Source organism: Candidatus Pelagibacter ubique HIMB140, from assembly GCF_025558165.1.
Taxonomy (GTDB): Bacteria; Pseudomonadota; Alphaproteobacteria; order Pelagibacterales; family Pelagibacteraceae; genus Pelagibacter; species Pelagibacter ubique_T.
Genome location: NZ_LAMZ01000001.1, coordinates 38,574 through 62,388, shown reverse-complemented (window position 1 = coordinate 62,388; position 23,815 = coordinate 38,574). Strand labels below are relative to the sequence as shown.

Below are 23,815 nucleotides of genomic sequence, written 5' to 3'. Positions count from 1 at the left end.
ATTAGAAATTATCTTGAATAATATTCAATTACAAGATTGGGTTCCATTATTACTGGATAAGGCACTTCTTCAAATTTAGGAACTCTTACAAATTTTAATTTTTTATTTTTCTCATCCATTTGGATGTATTCTGGTGTTTCTCTTTCTTTATTTGCTAGAGCGATATCAATGATTGCTAATTGTTTAGATTTATCTCTAATTTCAATTGTGTCCTCTTCTTTTACTGAATAGCTTCCAATATTAACTTTCTTGCCATTTACTCTAACATGACCGTGATTGATTAATTGTCTAGCTGAAAAAATTGTAGTTGCAAACTTTGCTCTATAAATAATAGCGTCTAGTCTTCTCTCTAAAAGACCGATTAAATTTTCACCTGTATCACCCTTAAGCATAACTGCTTTTTTGTAAATATTTCTAAACTGTTTTTCGTTAATATTTCCGTAATATGCTTTTAATTTCTGCTTAGCTTGTAGCTGAATTCCATAATCTGAAGGCTTAGAAGTTTTTGTTTGACCATGTTGACCAGGTCCATATGCTCTAGTATTAAAAGGACTTTTTGGTCTACCCCATAGGTTAACCTTTAATCTTCTATCTACTTTATGTTTAGAGTTTAATCTTTTTGTCATTTAATAGTGGGCTTTATAAACTTACTCTTACTTTTGTCAATCAACGTTTTTTGCCTAAACTTGCAAATACACCAGATAAAATACGCGATTCTTTTGATGATAATTCCATCCGGTAAAAGATATTTCTTAGGTTTTCTAGCATTATTGGCTTCTTCTCTTTTGATTTGAAGAAATTAATCTCTTCTAGATTCTGGATACATAAATTAGCCATATCAACAATTTCTTTTTTAGAGGCAGATTTTACTTTATTTGATTTATTAAAAGAGGACACTTTTGAATTAAGAATACTTGATACATATTGAGCAATAATTATGAGACTATGAGATAGGTTTAATGACTTGAAATCAGGATTTGTTGGAATTTGAAGAGTGTAATTGGCATAACTAATTTCATTATTGGATAAACCTGATGCTTCTGATCCAAACAGAAAAGCTACCTTTTTTTTATAATTAATTTTATTTAAATCTTCTAATTGAATATGCTTAATATTTTTATTTCTAAATCTCGCGGATGTTGCAATAACAATATCGATATTCTTTAAAGATCTTTCTAAATTTTCATAATTCTTTGTTTTATTAATAATATTCTTAGCACCAACAGAAGTTGCTAAAATTTTATCGTTAGGAAATATTGGTTTAGGATCTACAACAACTAGTTTCTGAAAATTGAAATTTTTCATTCCTCTTGCGCAAGCTCCAATATTTTCTGAAAGCTGAGGCTTGTGTAAAATGAAAGAAATATTATTAACTGACATTAATCAATGCCATGATTTCTGTTATAACTAGAAACAGCAGATGGTTTAATGTCTGTTAAATACTTGTGATCTACAGACCAAATAGAAACTTTTAATGGATAACATTTTGCAACATCAGAAGAGTGTTCAGATCCACAATCTCCTCCAGGACAAGCTGAAAGAGCGCCCAACAAATCTGTTTCAGCAAAAAACTCTAGATAATCCCCTGGTCTAACAGGACTAGCTTTCATGAAGTATTGTTTGGTGTCATTAGTAAAACCAGTTAACATAAATACATTTAATACATCATGAACTATTGTTTCTGCATTATCTAGTTGAATATTTTTTTCTTTAACTAATGCTCTAGTTAAATTTGAATGGCAACAATAGTGATAATCATTGTCACTCAAAAGTTTTGAAGTATAAGGATCACACCTGGTTCCAATTACATCATGAACAGAACCACCATCCTTATCATAATCATACCAATCCAAAGTATCCCAAGTTATTGTAGCCAAAGATCTTAGATATGGAAAACTACTAAACATTTTGTCTCCAACAGAAAGATGCGTTCCATATAAAGCTCTTGTTTTTCCTGAATAAAATTTTTCCTCTAGATTATTTAAATTAAATAAATTTAGATCTCCCACTTGTGGTCCATCTACACTTTCAATTCTGAAAAACTCTCCAAATTTAACCTCAAATGTTTTCGCGTCTCTTGGAGGTATGATTACTTCGTCTTTTTTTACCAAATGTTCTCTTGCGGAATGTAGAGTGTTTAAATTTTTATCCTCAATAGTATTATTTGGATAACAAACGATAGGTTTTGCCCCTATTCTACTATTAATATTTGACGGTTTTTCTGAAAATTTTTTAATTTTCATTTTTATAAACTTCCAGGTGCTTTATCCTTAAATAATTTATAATCTAAACTATCCACTAAAGCTTTGAATGAAGCATCAATTATGTTGGGTGATACTCCAATTGTGAACCAGTTCACTCCTTTAGAGTCTGTGCTTTCAATACTAACTCTAGTAACTGCTTCTGTACCTGTATTTAAAATTCTAACTTTATAGTCAACAAGTCTTAAATCTTTCAAATACTCAGAATATTTAGCAAGCTTATTAACATTTTTTCTAATTGCATTATCTAAAGCATTAACAGGTCCATTTCCTTGTCCCTCACATAAAATTTTATCTCCATCTACTTCTAATTGTGCTTTAGCATAAGATATAATTTCTCCTGTTTTATCTTTCTTTACAGAAACGTCGTATTCATTAATTGAAATATATCTTGGTATCTCTCCCATCAATCTTCTCGCAAGTAATTCAAAAGATGCATCTGCGCCATCATAGCTATAACCAATGAACTCTCTATCTTTTACTTCATCTAAAAGTTTTTTTATTTTTGGATCACTTTTTTGAACATTGATCCCAATTGAATTTAATCTAGACATTATATTTGATTGACCTGATTGATCTGAAACTACAATATTTCGAGAATTTCCAACCTCTTCAGGATTGATGTGCTCATAAGTTTTTGGATCTTTTTGAACTGCAGATACATGCATTCCACCTTTGTGTGAAAAAGCTGATGCGCCAACATAAGGTAAATGTTTGTTGGGTTTTCTATTTAATATTTCATCTAGTAATCTTGAGCATTGAGTTAAATTTTTCAAATTTTCTCTCTTAATACTAAGCTCAAATTTATCAGAAAAATCTTTCTTTAAAAAAAATGAAGGGATTAATGACATCAAATTTGCATTACCGCATCTTTCGCCCAATCCATTTATAGTGCCTTGAACCTGTCTTACTCCAGCTTGAACTGCTGCAAGACTATTAGCAACAGCATTTTCAGTATCATTATGAGCATGTATTCCTAAATTTTTTCCTGGAATATGTTTACTTACTTCATTTACAATTTTAGAAATTTCATGTGGGAGTGTCCCACCATTAGTATCACATAAAACAATCCATCTTGCTCCATTATCAAATGCAGATTTTAAACAAGACAAAGCGTATTCTGGATTAGATTTATAACCATCAAAGAAATGTTCAGCATCAAACATGAATTCCTTACCTGATTTTACTATGTGTTTTGCACTTTCACTTATATTCGTTAAATTTTGCTCATTAGTAATTCCTAACGCAACTTTCACTTGAAAATCCCAAGATTTACCGAACAAACAAATAGATGAGCTTTTTGAATTAATTAATGATGACAACATTGGATCATTTTCAGCACTATGCTCTGATTTTTTTGTCATCCCAAATGCAGTTAATTTAGTTGATTTAAAATTGTGATCTTTATTAAAAAATTCTGTATCTGTTGGATTGGCACCTGGCCAACCTCCTTCAACATAATCTACCCCTAACAAATCAAGTGCAGATGAAATTTTTTCTTTATCATCGATAGAAAAATCTACTCCTTGTGTCTGTGCACCATCACGCAATGTTGTATCAAAAATATAAAGTTGTTCTTTACTCATTTAAATTTCCAAATCGTTTTACCATCTTTATCTTCTATTAAAACACCTTTGTCTGAGAGTTCATTTCTAATTTTATCAGCTTCTTCATAATTTTTGTTCTCTCTTGCTTTGTTTCTTTCGTCTATTTTCTGCAAAATTTCTTTTTCTGAAATAGAAGCTTTGCTCATTTTGAAGCTTAACCACTCATCTTTATTTTGGTTTAAAAGTCCTACGAACTGACAAGCAGAAACAAATACAGCTTTGTCATTGTCATCACCTTTTTGTGCTTTTTCATATAATTTGTGTAAATTTGCTATGTAACCTGGTGTGTTTAAATCATCATACAGAGGTTGAAGAATTTCATCCGAGATCTCTGCATTATTTTTACTATCTACATAAACATTGTACCATTTGTTAATAGTATTTTGACAATCTTCTAAAAGTTTATCATTCCAATCTAATGGTTGTTTATAATGCGCACTCATTAAAGCTAATCTTAAAATCTGGCCACTAATATTATTTCTAAAATCTTTTATTTTTAAAATGTTACCCTGAGACTTTGCCATCTTTTCATTGGACATAGTAATAAATGCATTGTGCAACCAATAATTAGCAAATACTTTTGTACCATTAGCGCATCTTGATTGTGCTATTTCATTTTCATGGTGGGGAAATATTAAATCTATACCGCCCCCATGAACATCAAACTCATCTCCTAAAAATTTTTTTGACATTGCTGAACATTCTAAATGCCATCCAGGTCTTCCTTTTCCCCATGGAGAATCCCAAGAAGGTTCGTCACTTGCTGATGGCTTCCATAAAACAAAATCTTCTGAATTTTTTTTATTTTCACTTATTTCAATTCTTGATCCAGCAATTAAGTCTTCTAGTTTTTTGTTTGATAGCTGACCATAATCATTAAACTTTTTAACCTCAAAATAAACATGGTTGTTATTCTCATAAGCAAAACCTTTTTTGATTAATTCAGAAACCATTTCAATCATCAAATCAATATTTTCAGTTGCTTTAGGTTGATGAGTTGGTGTTTCACAATTTAAATAATTACAATCTTCACCAAAACTTTCAGTAACTTTATTTGTTAGCTCTGAAATTGAAATATTATTTTCTTTTGAAGATTTAATAATTTTATCATCTACATCTGTAATATTTCTAACATAAGTAACTTTTAAATATTTTTTTTTAAAAATTTTATAAAGGATATCAAAAACAACTATTGGTCTTGCATTTCCAATATGAGGATCATCATAAACTGTTGGTCCACAAACATACATTCTTATATTTTGTTCATCTATTGGTACAAATTTTTCTTTTTTGTTTGTAAGATTATTTGTTAAAAAAATATCATTACTCATAATTTTAGAAATATACTTAAATTATAGATTTGTGAATCTATTTGATTAATTTGGAATTTTGCATACTGGAATAGGCTCCATTTTATGCAAATTTTGTTTTCTAATGGTTTCGTATTTTGCTCTGTTGGAAGATTTAGGATTATTCATAGCTTCTTCAAGTTCTTCATATTTTAACCCTAGTTGGCCTTCATCTGTTCTACCATCATCCCACAAACCATCAGTAGGTGCTGCTTCAATAATTTCTTTTAAAATACCAAGTTCTTTCCCTAGTTCCCAAACTTGGGTTTTATTACAATCCGCTATAGGGGAAATGTCTACTCCTCCATCTCCATATTTTGTATAAAATCCAACTCCAAAGTCTTCTACTTTGTTTCCAGTTCCAACTACTATTCCTTTATTAGCTGCAGCAACTTGGTAAAGAGTAGTCATTCTTAATCTTGCTCTAGAATTTGCCATTCCATGCTCGTTGTCAAATTTAGATAAGCTTGAACTAAATGTCAAAAACAGTTCATCTAAATTAATTGTATGTGCTTCAACATTTTTAAAATTTTTTACTAACCATTCCTGATGTTTTAAACTTAGATCATGTTGATGTGATTTTTGTTTAATTGGCATCGACAAAACTATTGTTTTCAAACCCGTCATAGCACTTAAGGTGCTAGAAACAGATGAATCAATACCTCCAGATATTCCAATAACAAGAGACTGAGCCTTTGAAGGCATATTGTCAACATAGTTTTTAATCCAATTAGATATAAACTTAACTTTTTCTGAGGCGTTCATAATTTATAAAATATTTTATTATAGAGATTTTACAATGTCTTAAGATGCCGCTCTATCTGCATTTTTAGAATATGAGCTATTCTTTTTAATCTCATCTGAAATCATAAAAGCTAATTCTAAAGCTTGGTTGGCATTCAACCTAGGATCACAATGAGTGTGGTATCTTGAAGAAAGATCTTCTTCAGAAATTTTTTGTGCTCCACCAATGCATTCAGTTACATCTTGTCCGGTTAACTCAATATGGAGACCTCCTGCATAACTTCCTTCACTTTGGTGACATGCAAAAACATTTTTTACTTCATTCAACACACTGTTGAATGGTCTAGTTTTGAAACCTGTTGCAGCTTTAATTGTATTTCCATGACATGGGTCACAAGACCAAATTACATTCAATCCTTCTTTTTTAATTGCTCTAATTAATTTTGGTAAAAATTTTGAAACATTATCTGCTCCAAATCTTGAGATTAAAGTTATCTTACCTTTTTCATTTTTTGGATTAATTCGGTTACAAAGATTTATCAAATCATCTGGTTTTAAAGTTGGTCCACATTTAATACCTATAGGATTTTCAATTCCTCTACAAAATTCTACATGTCCACCATCAAGCTGTCTTGTTCTATCACCTATCCAAACAAAATGAGCTGAGGTATCATGGTTCTCACCTGTAGTGGAGTCTGTTCTTGTCATTGCTTCTTCAAAAGGTAATAGTAACGCTTCATGTGATGTCCAAAAATTCACAGTGTATAATCTATTGTTAAAATCTGATGTAATTCCACACGCTCTCATAAATGCTATCGCATCTGCAATTTTATCCTCTAGATCTTTAAATTTTTTGGCTTCTGGACTTTTTTTAATATAGCCTAAATTCCATAAATGAACTTTGTTTAAGTCTGCAAAACCTCCTTTTGAAAACGCTCTTATAAGATTTAGAGTTGCAGCTGATTGAGAATAAGCTTTGAATAATCTTTTTGGATCTGGAATTCGAGCTTTTTCTGTAAATTCCATTCCATTAATGTTGTCACCTAAATAACTTGGAAGCTCCACGCCATCAATATTTTCAACAGGAGAACTTCTCGGTTTTGAAAATTGACCAGCAATTCTTCCAACTTTTACAACTGGTAAAGAAGCTGAATAAGTTAAAACTAAAGACATTTGCAAAATTAGTTTAAATGTATCTCTTAAATTATCAGGGTTAAATTCAGCAAAACTCTCTGCACAATCTCCACCCTGAAGTAAAAATGCTTTTCCATCTACAACATCAGCTAATTGATCTTTTAGGTGTCTAGTCTCACCTGCAAACACTAAAGGAGGAAAAGTTCCAATTTTATCTAAAACTTTATTCAGTTCTTTTTTATCTGGATATTCCGGTATGTGTTTAACCGGATATTTTCTCCAACTATTTTTTTTCCAATTTTTCATATTCAACCAGGGGGTGTTTTAGCAGAGTTTAAACTTTATTCAACTGTGACTGATTTGGCTAAGTTTCTTGGCTTATCTATATCATAACCCATTTTCAAAGCTGAATAATATGCAAGCTTTTGAAGTGGAATTGTTAAAAGGAATGGTAATAAATCATCATTGGTATTTTCAACCTCAATAGTTTCCCAAATATTCTCCGAAAAAATTTCATCCTTGCTTTTGTTTGTAATTAAAAGAACTTTAGCACCTCTTGCTATTACTTCCTGCATGTTAGAAATTGTTTTTTTATAGTAACTGTCTCTTGGTGCTAGAACAACAACTGGCATACCCTCTTCAATTAAAGCAAGTGGTCCATGTTTCATTTCACCAGCTGGATAACCCTCCGCATGAACATAAGATAATTCTTTCAATTTCAATGCACCTTCCAAAGCTATGGGGAAAGAGAAACCTCTTCCAAGGAACATAGATCCTTTAGCCTCATTGAATGTTGAAGAGATTGCTTGAATATCATTATCTATTAATAAAGTTTTTTCTATTAAGCTTGGTAAGTTTTTAAGATCTTTAATTTTTACCTGATAATTTTTTTTATCTATTTGACCAGACAAAGATCCAATTTTTAAAGCTAAAATATATAAAACAAGTATTTGACCTAAGAACGCTTTTGTAGATGCAACCCCTATTTCGGGTCCACAGTGAATTGGTAATACAAAATTTGAGTCTCTTGCTATTGAGCTTTCAATTACATTAACTACAGCACATGTTTTCATATTATTTTTGTTACAAAGATCCAAAGCTGCATAAGTATCTGCAGTTTCACCAGACTGAGAAACAAAAATATATAAACTATCCTTTTTAAATCTATTTTTTCTATATCTAAACTCTGAGGCTATATCGATATTAACATCTAAAGAAGTTAATTCTTCAAACCAATATTTTGCCATTAAACAAGAATGATAAGCAGTACCACACCCAATTAAAGTAACTGATTTAATTTCATTGATTTTCCACGGAAAATTGAAAATGTTTATCTCATTATTTACATTATCTAAATATTCTTTAATTCCAGTTTTTACTGTTAGAGGCTGCTCCTCTATTTCTTTAGCCATGAAATGTTTAAAGTCACCTTTGTCATAATTTGACTCATTAGATGATAATTCTAAAATTTTTTTGTTAATTTTTTTTCCCTCTTGATTGTAAAAATGAACTTGATCTTTTTTAACAATACAAAACTCTCCATCATCAAGATAAGTAATTTTATTTGTCATGGATTTTAAAGCATAAGAGTCTGACCCTAGGTAATTTTCATTAGGACCATAACCGACAGCTAGTGGTGATCCTCTTCTTGCACCTACAATTAAATCTGGAATATCTTTAAAAATTATACCTAATGCAAAACTTCCATGAAGTTGTTTTAAAGTTTTGGTTATTGCCTCTTCTAGTTCCATAGTTTTTAAATTTTCTGTAATTAAATGGACTATTACCTCAGTATCAGTCTGAGATTTGAAAGTATGACCCTTATTAATTAAATGTTTTTTTAAAATTGTTGAGTTCTCTATTATTCCATTATGGACGACTGAAACATTATCTGATGAGTGTGGGTGAGCATTAATACTATTTGGAATTCCATGAGTAGCCCATCTTACATGGCCTATCCCAATATTTCCTTTTAAAGATTTTAGATCAAAGTTTTGTTCTAAATTATCAACTCTTCCTTCGGATTTTACTTCATTAATTTCACCATCAAATAAAGTTGCAACCCCAGCAGAGTCATAACCTCTATATTCAAGTTTTTTTAAAGAATTTATTATATTTGCAGAAACAGATTTATTGCTAGATATTCCTATAATTCCACACATAATTTATTTTGTCTTTCTTTTATAATTTTTAATTTCCACTTGTGCAGATCTGGTTAGTGCTAGAGATTTTTTTTTAACATTTTTTGTTATTACAGATCCTGCACCAACAATACTTTCTTTGTCAATTTTTACAGGTGCTACTAGAGATGAATTTGATCCTATAAATACTTTATCTTCAATTATCGTCTTACTTTTTTTTACACCGTCATAATTACAAGTAATTGTTCCTGCACCAATATTTGCCATCTTACCGATATCACTGTCTCCAACATAAGATAAATGATTAATTTTTGATTTGTTTCCAACAGTTGATTTTTTAATCTCTACAAAATTACCTACTTTTGAACCTTCTTTAAGAATTGTGTCTGGTCTAATTCTTGCATAAGGACCTATCTCAACTTTATTTTCTACCTTACAAGACTCTAAATGTGAAAATGATTTTATAATTACATTATCTCCAATTTTAACTTTAGATCCAATTACTACATATGGTTCAATTATAACTCCTTTTCCAATTTTTGTATCATTTGAAAAAAAAATAGTTTCTGGACCTGTCATTTTAACACCGGCTTTTAAAAATTTATTTCGAAGTTTATTTTGATTATTATGATTTATTGGTTGTTTCATCTAGATTTTCTTTACATTAAGTATATATCTTTATTAATTCACAAATTATTTCTTTAAAATACTTTTGATATGAAACAAAAATTTACAGTATTGTTTGATTTAGATGGCACTCTAGTAGATACAGCACCAGATTTAATACTTGCTCATAATCATGTGATGAAAAAGTTTGGTTATCCAACAAAATCTATTGTTGAATTAAAAAATGCAGTTGGACAAGGGGCTAAGGCGATGATGCAAAAATCATATGGAAAATGGAAATGGTTTGATGAAAAAATTCAAAACGAAATGACTGATGAATTTTTGTCTTTCTATGGAAAAAATATTTATAATAAAAGTACTTTAATAAATGGGGTAAAAGATTTTTTAAATTGGTGTAAAAATGAAAAAATCTCTATGGCTGTTTGCACTAACAAAACTGAGCATCTTGCTGTTGATCTTTTAAAAAAAATTGGGATTTATGATTATTTTGAATATGTAGCGGGATATAACACATTTGATTATTGTAAGCCTGATCCTAGACATTTAACGACAGTGATAGAAATATTGGATGGAGATTTAAAAAAATCAATTATGATTGGAGATAGTGAAACTGATGCAAACTCTGCAAAAGCAGCAGATATTCCAATGATATTGTTAAAATATGGATATACTGAAAAAAGATCTGATGAAATCTACCATAATCACTTAATAAAAGATTTTGTTGGAATTGAAAAAATCATATCTGAATATCTTTAATATTGATTAATTTATTTTAGCTATTAAAACAAAATTACTTATAAGGAGTTATTTTGTTACTACATACAGTTAAAGTTTTTCCATCTAAAATTCATTTACCAAAGAAAAAACAACTTGCCTGGAAAATTGCAGAAATTGCAAGTGATAACGCTAAACTAAATAAAGAGGCAATTGAAATGGTAATTAATAGAATTATTGACAATGCTTCAGTTGCTATTGCTTCTTTAAATAGAAAGCCTGTTATTTCATCAAGAGAGATGGCTTTGAAGCATTCAAGAAAGAATGGAGCAACTCTTTTTGGAGTTAACTCAAAACTAAAATTTGATTGTGAATGGGCAGCCTGGTCAAATGGAACCGCTGTAAGAGAACTTGATTTTCATGATACTTTTTTAGCAGCAGATTACAGTCACCCTGGTGATAATATTCCCCCACTTTTAAGTGTAGCCCAACAAAATAAAAAGAGTGGTTTAGATCTATTAAGAGGAATTATAACTGCTTACGAAGTTCAGGTAAATTTAGTTAAAGGGATTTGTTTACATAAACATAAAGTAGATCACATTGCACACCTTGGTCCAAGTGTTGCTGCTGGATTGGGATCAATGTTAAAATTAAATACTGAAACAATTTACCAAGCAGTTCAGCAAGCACTACACACAACTATTTCTACAAGACAATCTAGAAAAGGAGAGATATCTAGTTGGAAAGCATATGCACCTGCACATGCTGGGAAACTAGCAATAGAAGCTGTCGATAGAGTTATGAGAGGTGAAGGCGCCCCAAGTCCAATTTATGAAGGTGAAGATAGTGTAATTGCAAGAATACTTGATGGAAAAAAAGCAAAATATAAAGTCCCATTACCTAAAAAAGGAGAAAGTAAAAAAGCTATATTAGAAACTTATACAAAAGAATATTCTGCGGAGTATCAATCTCAGGCTTTAATAGATCTTGCAAAGAAATTAAAAAACAAAGTATCAAATTTAAATCAAATCAAAAAAATAGATATTTATACAAGTCATCATACGCATTATGTAATTGGAACAGGTGCAAATGATCCACAAAAAATGGATCCAAATGCAAGTAGAGAAACATTGGATCACTCTATTATGTATATTTTTGCAGTCGCACTAGAAGATGGTGATTGGCATCATGTAAAATCTTACACAAAATCAAGAGCTAATAGAAAAAGTACTATTAAAATATGGAATTCAATAACAACCTATGAAGATAAAAAATGGACAAAAAAATATCATGATCCAGATCCAAAAAAGAAATCTTTTGGAGCAAAAGTTGTTGTTACATTGAACAGTGGGAAAAAAGTAACTGAGGAACTAGATAGAGCTGATGCTCATCCATATGGAGCAAGACCATTTAAAAGAGAAAATTATATAAATAAATTTTTAACTCTAACATATGGCATTTTAGATAAAAAAGAGAGTGATCGTTTTTTAAGAAATGTTCAAAATTTAAAAAACTTAAAAGCTGGTCAATTAGATAAACTAAATATTGAGATTAAAAAAAGTAAGTTAAAAAGAAATTTGAAAAAAGGAATTTTTTAATGCACTTTGTTGAAAAAGAACCGAGTCAAAAAAGAATAGATTTTGAACAAAAACTTAAATCAAATAAAATTCTGAGAGTTCCTGGAGCTTACAATCCTCTAACAGCGAAATTAATTGAGGAAATTGGTTATGATGCAGTTTACGTATCAGGAGGTGTTATGGCTAATGATCTTGGTTTTCCTGATATTGGTTTAACAACACTTCAAGATGTGAGTACCAGATCTTATTTAATATCTAGGGTAACAAATCTTCCAACAATAGTTGATATAGATACAGGATTTAAATCTTGTAAAGAAACTATAGAAACTTTTGAAGAGTTTGGGTTAACTGGTGTTCATTTGGAAGACCAGATTGAAAGAAAAAGATGCGGGCATCTAGATAATAAAGAACTAGTCTCAACAGAGAATATGGTTTCAAAAATAAAAGAATGTGTAGCTGCAAAAAAAGATCAACATTTTAAAATTATAGCACGCTCAGACGCAAAAAGTGTTGAGGGAATTGATAAAATGATTGATAGATGTAAAGCTTATATTGATGCTGGAGCAGAAATTGTATTTCCTGAAGCTTTACATGATGAAAAAGATTTTGAAAAAGTAAGAAAAGAACTTTCATGTTATTTGTTAGCTAATATGACAGAATTTGGTAAATCCAAGTTATTCAACTATAAGGAGTTAGAAAACCTTGGCTATAATATTGTTATATATCCAGTGACTACACAAAGACTAGCAATGAAAAACGTTGAAGATGGATTAAGAGACATTTATGCAAATGGACATCAAAATAATATAATAGATAAAATGCAGACAAGAAAAAGATTGTATGAATTAGTAGAATACGAAAAATATAATTCTTTAGATGAAAAAATTTATAATTTTAGTACAGAAGGACATGAATAATGAGTGATGATATTAAAAAAGGTTTGCTTGGAATTGTTGTAGATGAAACTGAAGTTTCAAAAGTTATGCCGGAGATTAACTCTCTGACATATAGAGGTTATGCTGCTCAAGATTTATGTGAATACTGCAGATTTGAAGAAGTTGCTTATTTAATCTTAAACAAAGATCTACCTAACACTATCCAATTAAGACAGTTTGAAAAAGAAGAGAGAAACAATAGAGAGCTTACTAAAAATTTATATGAAATTATAAAACACATGCCCAAAAAATCCCATCCAATGGATGTTGCAAGAACAGCTGTTAGTGTAATGGGATTAGAAGATAAAGAAACCTCCAACTCTACTCCAGAAGCTAATATGCGAAAAGCATTAAGAATTTTTGCAAAAACACCCACTGCTCTTGCTGCATTTTACAGAATTAGAAGTGGTAAAAAAATAATCAAACCTAAAAAAAATTTAACTTTTGCTGAAAACTTTTTCTATATGTGCTTTGGAAAAGTACCTCAAAAAGAAATTGTTAAAGCATTTGATGTTTCTCTAATATTGTACGCTGAGCACAGTTTTAATGTTTCAACTTTTACTGCTAGAACAATTACAAGTAGTTTATCTGATATTCATGGAGCAATTACAGGTGCAATTGCTAGTTTAAAAGGACCGTTACATGGTGGTGCAAATGAAGAAGTGATGCACATGATGAACAGAATAAAAAAACCAGAAAATGCATTAAAATGGATTAATAACGCTCTTAAAAATAAAGAAGTGGTTATGGGCTTTGGTCATAGAGTATATAAATCAGGAGACTCTAGAGTTCCAACTATGAGAAATTATTTTGGTAAAGTTGCAAAACTTAAAAAAGATAAAAAGTTTGAAAAAATTTACGATATTGTTGAAAAAGTTATGATCAAAAAGAAAAATATTCACCCCAATGTGGACTACCCTACTGGTCCAATGTATCATTTAATGGGATTTGATACTGATTTTTTCACGCCTATATTTGTTATTTCTAGAATCACAGGTTGGTCAGCACATATTATGGAACAACACGCTGCTAACAAACTTATTCGACCACTTGCTAAATATAAAGGTAGCAAGCATCGAAAAGTAATGGAATTAAATTACAGATAATACAATTATATTTATTAACTAAATGCTTCTGCCCAAGTTCCTTGGGTTGACGCTTTAGAATATTCTGTAGCTCTTCCTTCAAAGAAATTCATGTGCTCTACAGCATTTAACATTGTATCTAACCAAGTTAATGGATTTTTATCAATGTCATAGATCGCTTCTAATCCTAATTGATCTAATCTTCTATTTGCAATAAATCGAATATATTTTTTAATATCTTCTGCAGTTAAACCTTCCATTGGACCCATTTGAAAAGCTAAATCAATAAAAGCATCTTCATGCTCAACAATTGTTCTGCAAGCTTCATAAATTTCTTTTTTCAATTGTGGTGTCCATGTTTCAGGATTTTCTTTAATGAAATCTTTAAATAATCTGATCATCGAATTGCAATGCAACGTCTCATCTCTTACAGACCAAGTAACAATCTGACCCATTCCTTTCATCTTGTTATGTCTTGGGAAGTTTAACAAAATTGCAAAACTTGCAAACAACTGAAGACCTTCTGTGAAAGCACTAAATACAGCAATTGTTTTTGCAATATCATGATTTGATTTAACATCGAAACCTTGCATGTAATCGTATTTATCTTTCATTTCTTTGTATTTCATGAATGCTGAATACTCAGACTCTGGCATACCAATTGTATCTAACAAATGTGAGTAAGCAGCAATGTGAACAGTTTCCATTGAAGCAAAAGAAGACATCATCATTAATACTTCAGTTGGTTTAAATACATTCATGTAATGTCTTATATAACAGTTGCTAACTTCAACATCTGCTTGCGTAAAAAATCTAAAAATTTGTGTTAATAGATTTTTTTCTGAAGTTGAAAGATTTTTTTGCCAATCTCTTACATCATCTCCAAGTGGAACCTCTTCCGGTAACCAGTGAATTCTTTGTTGAGTTAACCATGCATCATAACACCATGGATATCTAAAAGGTTTGTAAACTGGATTTGCAACAAGCAATCCGTTATTGTTTTTTTGTGGTTGAATAATTTCTGACTTAACTTTTTCTGCTACTGACATGACAAACACTCCTCGTACTCTGGTTCACTATTTTCGGTTGATTTATTTTTATATACATTAGCCATGATGTCTGTTGACTTAGAGTCGTTAACATTCTCAGCTCTTTGAATTGATTTTGATCTACAATAGTAAAGGCTCTTTAAACCTTTCTTCCACGCATCAAAATGAATTTTATGTAATTCTTTTTTATGAACATCTGCAGGTAAAAATAAGTTAACTGATTGAGCTTGTGAAATAAAAGGAGTTCTGTCTCCGCTCAATTCAATTATCCAGCTTTGATTAAGTTCAAATGCAGTTTTAAATACATCTTTTTCTAAATCAGTTAAAAAATCTAAATGGTTAACTGAGCCTTGGTTTGTAGTAATACTAGACCAAGTTTCCTCATCATTTTTACTATGACTTTCAAGAATTTCTTCAAGATATCTGTTTCTCACATTAAATGAACCAGATAAAGTTTTGTGAGTATAACTGTTTGCTGCAATGGGCTCTACTCCTGGAGAAGCTCCTCCACAAATAATAGAAATTGATGCTGTTGGTGCAATTGCAGTTTTGTTAGAAAATCTTTCTTGATAACCATACTCTGCAGCATCAGGACACGCTCCTCTTTCTTCAGCTAAATCTTTAGAAGCTTGATTAACTTTTTCATGAATATTTTTAAATATTTTTTTATTCCATGATTTTGCCATTACAGACTCAAGTGGAATTCTATTTTTCTGTAAGAAAGAATGGAAGCCCATAACACCCAAACCAACACTTCTCTCTCTTTCAGCAGAGTATTTAGCATCTTTAAATTGTTCTGGAGCTTTGTTAATGAAATCAGATAACACATTATCCAAAAATCTCATTACATCACTAATCATATCTGGATCATCTTTCCATTCTTCATATTTTTCTAAATTTAAAGATGATAAACAGCACACCGCTGTTCTATCTCTACCATCTTTATCAATTCCTGTAGGAAGAGTTATCTCACTGCATAAGTTAGAAGTTTTAACAGTAAGATTTGCTAACTTATGATGTTGAGGAATTTGTCGATTAACTGTGTCTATATAAATTATATAAGGCTCACCAGTTTCAATTCTAGCGGTCAATAATCTTATCCATAAATTTCTTGCAGAAATAGTTTGTTGCACAGTTCCGTCTGCTGGACTTTTTAATGCCCACTGTTCATCTGTTTCAACTGCTCTCATGAAAGCATCTGAAACTAAAACACCATGATGTAAATTTAATGCTTTTCTATTTGGATCTCCACCAGTTGGTCTTCTCATTTCAATAAACTCTTCTATTTCAGGATGATCGATAGGAAGATAACAAGCTGCAGAGCCTCTTCTTAATGAGCCTTGGCTAATTGCCATTGTCAAAGAATCCATTACTTTAATAAAAGGAATTATTCCTGAAGTTTTTCCAACTCTGCCAATTTTTTCTCCAATAGATCTTAGGTTACCCCAGTAGCTTCCAATTCCTCCACCCTTCGCAGCAAGCCAAACATTCTCACTCCAAAGATCTAAAATTCCACCTAAGCTATCAGATGCTTCATTTAAAAAACATGAAATAGGTAAACCTCTTTTAGTTCCACCGTTTGATAAAACGGGTGTTGCTGGCATAAACCAAAGATTGCTTATGTAATTATAAATTCTTTGTGCATGTAGATTGTCATCAGCATAAGTGCTTGCTACTCTTGCAAATAAATCTTGATAAGATTCGTTTAAACCAAGATATCTATCTTTTAAAGTTGCTTTACCAAAATCTGTAAGTTTCGAATCTTTAGAACGATCAATTTTAATTATTATACCTTTGTCGTTTTGAAATAATTCTGTTTCATTATTTAAAGAAAATAAATCAGGCTTATTTGCTTTTGAAACTTCTTTAACTTCTGGGCTATATTCGGAGACAGCTTTCTTGAGGGCTTGAGATAGAATCTTGTTCATATTTATTATTATATTATTTTAGTTTTGCGAAAACAACTATATGTTGTAGGCGCTTTGATTAAATATACTAAATAAACGTCTAATCAATGGAACATTTATAGAACGCGACAATATGATTATCAATAAAAAAATAAAATTTTTTTAAAGAAATTAACATAAAAAGAGTAAGTAGTGGATAAATGAGTGAAAATTTAAAAATAGATCCTTATGGTTTTAGAGAATATGACGCCCGTTGGTTGTATGAGAAAGACATAAACTCAGCAGGAATAGAGAATCTCGGCAAAGGACTTGGAACACAAATAAAAAATCACACCAAAAAAGATCATCCTAGAATTATTGTTGGACATGATTATCGATCTTACAGTGAGGAGATAAAAACCTCACTTAAAAGAGGATTAAGGTCAACAGGATGTCATATAGAAGATATTGGTTTGTCATTATCTCCAATGGTTTATTTTGCACAATTTAATTTAGATGCAGATGCAGTTGCTATGGTTACAGCAAGTCATAATGAAAATGGTTGGACTGGTGTAAAAATGGGTATCAAAAAAGGCTTAACTCATGCACCTGAAGAGATGAGAGAATTAAAAGAAATAACATTGAGTGAAAAGTTTTCAAAAGGTGATGGAAATGAAAAAGAAATAAAAGATTTCGATAAAATTTATAAAAATGACCTAATTAATAAAAACAAAATAAATAAAAAAATTAAAGCTGTAGTTGCTTGTGGCAATGGAACTGCAGGTGTTTTTGCACCAGATATCTTAAGGGGTATTGGGTGTGAAGTGATTGAGTTAGATTGTAACTTAGATTGGAATTTTCCAAAATATAATCCAAATCCAGAAGATTTAGAAATGCTTCATGAAATTGCTAAAGTAGTTAAAGAAAATAATGCTGATATAGGTTTCGGCTTTGATGGTGATGGAGATCGAGTTGGTGTTATTGATAATGAAGGTAACGAAATATTCTCTGATAAAATTGGTTTAGTAATAGCAAGAAATTTATCTACTAAACATAAAAATTCTAAATTTGTAGTAGATGTAAAATCAACAGGTTTATACTCAAAAGACAAAATTTTATTAGAAAACAATTGTGAAACAATTTATTGGAAAACAGGTCATTCCCATATTAAACGTAAAGTTAACACTGAAAAGGCATTAGCAGGCTTTGAAAAAAGTGGACATTTCTTTTTCAATCAGCCTTTGGGATATGGTTACGATGACGGAATAAATTCAGCCATACATGTCTGTCATTTATTAGATAATAAAAATAAAAAAATGAGTGAAATAATTAATGAATTACCAAATACTTTTCAAACACCTACGATGGCGCCACACTGTAAAGATGAAGAAAAATATCAAGTAGTTGAAGAATTAGTTAAAAAAGTAGAACAATTAAAAAATAATAAAACTAAAATTGATGATCAAGTAATCACTGAAGTTCTTACAGTTAATGGAGTAAGATTTTCTTTTGAAGATGGATCTTGGGGATTGATAAGAGCATCATCTAATAAACCTTCATTGGTAATTGTAACTGAAAGCCCAACCTCAGATAATAGAAAGAAGAAAATCTTTGATTTTATTGACGATTTACTTCAAAAAACTGGGAAAATAGGCGAATACGATCAAAAAATTTAGTACTTAATAAAGTTAATTTTCAACTAATAAGTGTTCATAAAACTGTAAAGAATCATTTAAAAAATTAATTGAGGTGATGGAGGGAGACTGAAGTCACCTCTTTTTATTTTAGAGCTTTTCTTAATTTATCTACTATTACTTTCAGAGCTGTTTTTGAGTAATTTTTTCCTTTAACAACCCATACAGATAATGGCCATGAACTATCTTTTTTACTTCTAGCAATAATATGTATGTGCAACTGAGGAACAATATTTCCAATTTTTTCTACATTGAGTTTTGAAGTTTTAAATAATTTTTTCATTATTTTACTTACATAAACAATTTCACTCATTAGCAGAGTTTGATCTTTAGAATTAAGGTCGCTTATGTCGGTAATCTTTTTTCTTTTGGGAATTAGAATTATCCATGGAAATTTAGAATTATTGTTTAGCCTAATAGTGCATAATTTAAGATCGATAAGATGATGTGAAGTCTTTAAAAATTTCCTATTTAACTTAAACAACATGCTTATAATTTAATATATTCGTAAAAAAACTTAACTGCTACGATTAGTAAGAAAATAGCAAGTAATTTACTAATTTTATTTTTATCTATTTTATGAACTGTTCTTGCACCTAGTCTTGCCATAAAAGTTGTAATCGGAATAAAGATTAAAAAAGCTGGTACATTTAAAAATCCAATACTAAATGGTAAATTTGTTTTTAAATAACTTCCTGAAATAAAAAAACCTGTAGCACCAAACAGTGCAATTAAAAAACCAATCGCTGCAGCGCTACCAATTGCTTTATTAATTGAATAACCGAAAAATTTAAGAATTGGTACATTCATAACAGCACCACCTATACCTGTTATAGCTGAAATAAATCCAACAATCGCACCAAGTATTATTTTTAAATACAATTTCATTTCAGATATTACATTTTGTTCTTTTTCTTTTATCGTAAGTAAATAAATTCCTAAAAGAAAGATTACGATTGCAAAAAAAAGTACTAATGATTTTGTTTTGAAAGTTGCAGCAAATATTGTTCCCAAAACAACTCCTGCAACTACAAAAAAACCATAGCTTTTAACTACATTAAAATCGACTGAATTAAATTTATGATGGGTTAAAACTGAAACTATTGATGTTGGAATTATTATTGCAAAAGAAGTTCCTACCGCTAAGTGCATTATATAAGCTTGATCTATGCTAAGTTTGCCAAATATGTAATACAGAAACGGGACAGTTATTAAACCGCCACCAATACCAAAAAGGCCAGCTACAAATCCAACTGGAATTGCAGTCAAAACCATTAATAAAACTATATAGATATATTCATTTGCGAAGATTGAACTAAGCAGATTGACCTTCTCTCATATCAACATTATTGTATTTAATTTTATCCATTAAGTGATCAATTTTTTTTACATCAGCATCTCTCACGCACATATTTTCACTTAAATATCTTTTCCAATAACTAGCACCAGATTGACCATGAAATAAACCTAATGTGTGTCTCATGATTTGGTTTAACCGAGTTCCTTTTTTTAGCTCATCTTTTACATAAAGAATTAACTGTTCAATAACGTCTTGCCTGCTAGGAATATCTTCATTATTAAAAATTTCTCTCTCAATATCTGCCAATAAATAAGGTGTATGATAAGCGGCTCTTCCAATCATAACGCCATCTGTTTTTTCTAAATGAGGTTTGATTTGATCAACAGAGGTTATTCCTCCATTGATTATTATTTCATCATTTGGAAAATCTTCTTTTAACTTATAAACAAACTCATACTTTAAAGGTGGAATATTTAGATTTTGTTTGGGTGTAAACTTACCAAGCATAGCCTTTCTTGCGTGAATAATAAAAGTTTCAACACCTGTAGATTTTAGAGTAGATATAAAATTGTGTAAGTTTTCGTAATCTTCGACATTGTCATATCCAATTCTAGTTTTTATGGTTACAGGTAATTTAGTTTTTGATTTCATCTCTGTTAAACAATCTGCAACTAAGTTTGGCTCTTTCATTAAACAAGCACCAAATCTATTTTTCTCTACTTTTCTACTTGGGCAGCCTAAGTTTAAATTAATTTCATCGTAACCAAAGTCTTCTCCAACTTTTGATGCCTCCGCAAGTAACTTAGGTGAAGATCCACCTAATTGGAGTGCAACTGGCTTTTCATTGATATTGAATTCTAGTAATTTTTTTTTATCACCTCTATTGATTGCTTCATCGACAACCATTTCAGTATAAAGAAGTATATTTTTGGATATTAGTCTTAAAAAATATCGTTCATGACGATCTGTACAGTCCATCATAGGAGCAACTGATACTAACCTATTCATAAACTGAGACTTTATATTATTTTTTTATGAGTTTGAAGCTTCTGGATCTTCAGAAGCAACATCTGCTTCTTGATTTTCTGATTCTGAAACTTCATCTAATGAAACTTCACCCTGTTCATTCATAGTTTCTTGGCCAACTGAAGCGTCTACTTCAGGTGTAGCTGTTTCAGATAATTCAGCTAAATCTTCCTTTGATACTTGGATTTTTTCTGGAGTTTTTCTTGCTCTTTTAGATGGTAAAATTGGAGTTCCACTTTTTGAAATTTCTCCTTTGTAAAGATTTTCAAAATCATCACCAATATCTTCATCATCCTCTACCCCGTCATCAACTTGTTCAACGTGTTTTCTGAGTTTATAAACAGCGCTTTCAGTTAAATCTGATACTTTGATTTTATCTTCAGCAATTTCTCTTAAAGATATCACTGTATTTTTATCATTATCCCTATCTATTGTTGGTTCTAAACCAGCATTAAGTTGAGTAGCTCTCTCTTTAGCTACTAAAACTAATTCATAAGGACTTTCTACTTTATCTATACAGTCTTCAACGGTAACTCTAGCCATGCGCAGTATCTATACAGTGAACCTTAAAAAATCAAGGAGTATTTTTTATAAATATTGAGGATTTAGCTTATTTTTTATAAGGAATAAAAGCACTAGCATAAATCCAACATATATTGCCGAAAAAGTAGCAATTTGTTCTATTGTAAAATTTTTATCTATTAAAAAACCATACAAAGCAGTTCCAAAAGCAGTAGAGAAAACCATTAAAGCAGAGGTCATAGCCTTTATTCCTCCAATAAATCTTACACCATATAATTCTGCCCATGTAGATGTGCCTAAAACATTTGCAAAACCATTTGTTATCCCCATCAATCCTAAGAAAATAAATGAAACAATTGGGTGATCAAAAACTATCAATATTAAAGCTGCAATCAACATGGGAATATTTGTAAAAATTAATAATTTCCTGCTTGAAAACTTATCTATTAAAATACCAGTTATAAATAAAGTCAAAACAGAACAAATCGAATAGACCATAAAAGATTGAGCTATCACATATGGACCCCATCCCTTAGAAATTTGAACAAATGATTGAAAAACTGCAAAGCCTGTAAAAATCCATGGCATTGCTAATAAGTTCCCACAAATAATATAAAACTTATAATCTTTTAACACTTCTCCTCTGGACCATTGTTTAATTGCATCCTCTTGAGAATTATTATTACTGTCAGACTCTCTAGAATTAATATTTAAATTATTTATTAAAAAGATAGAAGCAACAGGTAGAATTAAAATAATAAGCAAAGAAAATCCTACCCATAACTCCCTCCAATGTATGAAAGTTAAAAAATATACTATTAAAACTGGTAAAATAAATTCTGCTAACGACAAACCTAACCAAGAAGTACTTAATGCTTTTCCTCTTGATTTATCAAAATATCTTGAAACTGTAGTACTAGCAGTATGAGACATTAACCCTTGACCAAATAACCTCATTAAAAAAATTGCTAAAAATAAAAAAACTATTGAATTGATTTTAGAAAATATAAATGAAGATATGCTTAATGATATAATTACAAAATATGCAAATTTAATTGCACTAAAATCATCTATTTTTTTTCCAACCCATATTAAAATAAAACTACTGCATAAAGTTGCAGAAGCATAAATTGAACCAAATTGTCCATGAGATATAGAAAGAGCTTCTCTAATACTAGTGTTAAACAAACCAAGAAAATAACTCTGTCCAAAACTTGAAAAAAATGTAAAAATAAAACCAAATAAAATTACTTTTAAACTTAAACTTTTAAACATAGATAAAAATTATGACTTGTAATGTTGCTTTCATAGGGCTTGGGGTTATGGGCTACCCTATGGCTGGTTATATATCAAAAGCCGGACACAATGTAACTGTTTTTAATAGAACAAAATCAAAAGCTGAAAAATGGATTGGTGAATACAAAGGTAAAATGGCTGACACTCCTGCTCAGGCAGCAGAAGGTGCAGATTTTATTTTTACATGTGTGGGTAACGATAATGATTTAAGAGAAGTAGCTACAGGAGAGAATGGATTATTTAACACAGCAAAAGCTGGATCAATATTTATTGATAACTCAACTGTGTCTGCGGAAGTGTCTAGAGAATTATATAGAGCTGCAAAAGATAAAGGTTTTGATTTTTTAGATGCACCTATATCTGGAGGTCAGTCTGGTGCGGAGGGTGGAATACTAACTGTCATGGTTGGTGGTGATGAAGAAGTTTTTAAAAAAGCAGAGCCAGTAATTGATTGCTACAGTAAAAAAGTAAAATTAATTGGATCTTGTGGAAGCGGTCAACTGACTAAAATGATGAACCAAATGTGTATAGCTGGTGCAGTGCAAGGTTTATCAGAAGCAATTAATTTTGGAATAAACGCAGGTTTAGATATGGATAAAGTAATGGAAACTATATCTAAAGGTGCAGCACAGTCTTGGCAGATGGAAAATAGATATCGAACTATGACAGATGATAAGTTTGATTATGGGTTTGCTATTGATTGGATGAGAAAAGATTTAAAAATTGCAATTGAAGAAGCAAAAAGAAATGGTTCGCCTGTGCCAATTACAGAAATCATAGATGGTTACTATGCCGAAGTACAAGAAATGGGTGGTAATCGTTGGGATAGCTCTGCACTTATTGCTCGATTAAAAAAGAAAAAATAATT

22 protein-coding genes are annotated in these 23,815 nt (G+C 30.5%); 6 read left to right on the top strand and 16 right to left on the bottom strand.

Features of this window, described 5'->3' with window-relative positions:
* Positions 1–8: 8 nt before the first annotated feature.
* The 9 genes from rpsD to VP90_RS00305 are packed head-to-tail and all read right to left on the bottom strand — an operon-like array spanning position 9 to position 9,884.
* Positions 9–626 (bottom strand): 30S ribosomal protein S4, encoded by a 618-nt coding sequence (gene rpsD, locus VP90_RS00345; protein ID WP_075506111.1) that lies wholly within the window; start codon positions 624–626, stop codon positions 9–11.
* Positions 627–666: 40 nt separating this feature from the next.
* Positions 667–1,380 (bottom strand): RNA methyltransferase, encoded by a 714-nt coding sequence (locus tag VP90_RS00340; RefSeq protein ID WP_262589069.1) that lies wholly within the window; start codon positions 1,378–1,380, stop codon positions 667–669.
* Positions 1,380–2,243, bottom strand: coding sequence for an urea carboxylase-associated family protein (locus VP90_RS00335; RefSeq protein ID WP_262589068.1), 864 nt, complete (start codon positions 2,241–2,243; stop codon positions 1,380–1,382). Before VP90_RS00335 ends, VP90_RS00340 begins: the two co-directional genes overlap by 1 nt.
* A 2-nt stretch (positions 2,244–2,245) precedes the next feature.
* Positions 2,246–3,847, bottom strand: coding sequence for a citramalate synthase (gene cimA, locus VP90_RS00330; protein ID WP_262589067.1), 1,602 nt, complete (start codon positions 3,845–3,847; stop codon positions 2,246–2,248).
* Positions 3,844–5,199, bottom strand: a complete 1,356-nt coding sequence (cysS, locus tag VP90_RS00325; protein ID WP_262589066.1) for a cysteine--tRNA ligase — start codon at positions 5,197–5,199, stop codon at positions 3,844–3,846. The genes cimA and cysS overlap by 4 nt, the downstream gene beginning before the upstream one ends.
* Before the next feature lie 45 nt (positions 5,200–5,244).
* Positions 5,245–5,982, bottom strand: a complete 738-nt coding sequence (gene nadE, locus VP90_RS00320; RefSeq protein ID WP_262589065.1) for an NAD(+) synthase — start codon at positions 5,980–5,982, stop codon at positions 5,245–5,247.
* A gap of 39 nt (positions 5,983–6,021) precedes the next feature.
* Entirely contained in the window at positions 6,022–7,401 is a 1,380-nt protein-coding gene (locus VP90_RS00315; protein WP_262589063.1) for a class II 3-deoxy-7-phosphoheptulonate synthase, read from the bottom strand.
* 35 nt (positions 7,402–7,436) lie between these two features.
* Complete coding sequence (gene glmS / locus VP90_RS00310) at positions 7,437–9,257, bottom strand: glutamine--fructose-6-phosphate transaminase (isomerizing) (RefSeq protein ID WP_262589062.1); 1,821 nt, start codon at positions 9,255–9,257, stop codon at positions 7,437–7,439.
* A 3-nt stretch (positions 9,258–9,260) separates the two neighbouring features.
* A complete protein-coding gene (locus VP90_RS00305) occupies positions 9,261–9,884 on the bottom strand; it encodes a DapH/DapD/GlmU-related protein (RefSeq protein ID WP_262589061.1) in 624 nt (207 codons plus the stop codon).
* A gap of 69 nt (positions 9,885–9,953) precedes the next feature.
* On the opposite strand from VP90_RS00305, the gene VP90_RS00300 reads away from it, so the two are divergent.
* The 4 genes from VP90_RS00300 to VP90_RS00285 are packed head-to-tail and all read left to right on the top strand — an operon-like array spanning position 9,954 to position 14,195.
* Positions 9,954–10,619 (top strand): HAD family hydrolase, encoded by a 666-nt coding sequence (locus VP90_RS00300; protein WP_262589060.1) that lies wholly within the window; start codon positions 9,954–9,956, stop codon positions 10,617–10,619.
* Between the two features lie 53 nt (positions 10,620–10,672).
* Positions 10,673–12,175, top strand: coding sequence for an MmgE/PrpD family protein (locus VP90_RS00295; RefSeq protein WP_262589059.1), 1,503 nt, complete (start codon positions 10,673–10,675; stop codon positions 12,173–12,175).
* A complete protein-coding gene (prpB, locus tag VP90_RS00290; protein WP_262589058.1) occupies positions 12,175–13,071 on the top strand; it encodes a methylisocitrate lyase in 897 nt (298 codons plus the stop codon). The genes VP90_RS00295 and prpB overlap by 1 nt, the downstream gene beginning before the upstream one ends.
* Positions 13,071–14,195, top strand: coding sequence for a bifunctional 2-methylcitrate synthase/citrate synthase (locus VP90_RS00285; RefSeq protein ID WP_262589057.1), 1,125 nt, complete (start codon positions 13,071–13,073; stop codon positions 14,193–14,195). The genes prpB and VP90_RS00285 overlap by 1 nt, the downstream gene beginning before the upstream one ends.
* Before the next feature lie 14 nt (positions 14,196–14,209).
* Here the strand turns inward: VP90_RS00285 and VP90_RS00280 are convergent, their stop codons facing one another.
* A complete protein-coding gene (locus VP90_RS00280) occupies positions 14,210–15,223 on the bottom strand; it encodes a ribonucleotide-diphosphate reductase subunit beta (RefSeq protein WP_262589056.1) in 1,014 nt (337 codons plus the stop codon).
* On the bottom strand, positions 15,214–17,151 hold the full coding sequence (locus VP90_RS00275; protein ID WP_262589055.1) for a ribonucleoside-diphosphate reductase subunit alpha: 1,938 nt from the start codon (positions 17,149–17,151) through the stop codon (positions 15,214–15,216). Before VP90_RS00275 ends, VP90_RS00280 begins: the two co-directional genes overlap by 10 nt.
* Positions 17,152–17,330: 179 nt before the next feature.
* On the opposite strand from VP90_RS00275, the gene VP90_RS00270 reads away from it, so the two are divergent.
* Positions 17,331–18,785, top strand: coding sequence for a phosphomannomutase/phosphoglucomutase (locus tag VP90_RS00270; protein ID WP_262589054.1), 1,455 nt, complete (start codon positions 17,331–17,333; stop codon positions 18,783–18,785).
* A 103-nt stretch (positions 18,786–18,888) separates the two neighbouring features.
* On the opposite strand, the gene VP90_RS00265 is transcribed toward VP90_RS00270, so the two are convergent.
* From VP90_RS00265 to VP90_RS00245, 5 genes are read right to left on the bottom strand one after another with little or no spacing between them, the layout of a single operon-like run.
* Positions 18,889–19,290 (bottom strand): HIT domain-containing protein, encoded by a 402-nt coding sequence (locus tag VP90_RS00265; RefSeq protein WP_262589053.1) that lies wholly within the window; start codon positions 19,288–19,290, stop codon positions 18,889–18,891.
* A 2-nt stretch (positions 19,291–19,292) separates the two neighbouring features.
* Positions 19,293–20,078, bottom strand: coding sequence for a sulfite exporter TauE/SafE family protein (locus VP90_RS00260; RefSeq protein ID WP_262589052.1), 786 nt, complete (start codon positions 20,076–20,078; stop codon positions 19,293–19,295).
* A 40-nt stretch (positions 20,079–20,118) separates the two neighbouring features.
* Positions 20,119–21,111, bottom strand: a complete 993-nt coding sequence (gene dusA, locus VP90_RS00255) for a tRNA dihydrouridine(20/20a) synthase DusA (protein ID WP_262589051.1) — start codon at positions 21,109–21,111, stop codon at positions 20,119–20,121.
* A gap of 24 nt (positions 21,112–21,135) precedes the next feature.
* Positions 21,136–21,672: a DNA-directed RNA polymerase subunit omega gene (gene rpoZ / locus VP90_RS07705; protein WP_262589050.1), complete on the bottom strand. Its 537-nt coding sequence runs from the start codon at positions 21,670–21,672 to the stop codon at positions 21,136–21,138.
* Positions 21,673–21,717: 45 nt separating this feature from the next.
* On the bottom strand, positions 21,718–22,926 hold the full coding sequence (locus tag VP90_RS00245; protein WP_262589049.1) for an MFS transporter: 1,209 nt from the start codon (positions 22,924–22,926) through the stop codon (positions 21,718–21,720).
* 11 nt (positions 22,927–22,937) lie between these two features.
* On the opposite strand from VP90_RS00245, the gene VP90_RS00240 reads away from it, so the two are divergent.
* On the top strand, positions 22,938–23,813 hold the full coding sequence (locus VP90_RS00240) for an NAD(P)-dependent oxidoreductase (RefSeq protein WP_262589048.1): 876 nt from the start codon (positions 22,938–22,940) through the stop codon (positions 23,811–23,813).
* Positions 23,814–23,815 lie beyond the last annotated feature (2 nt).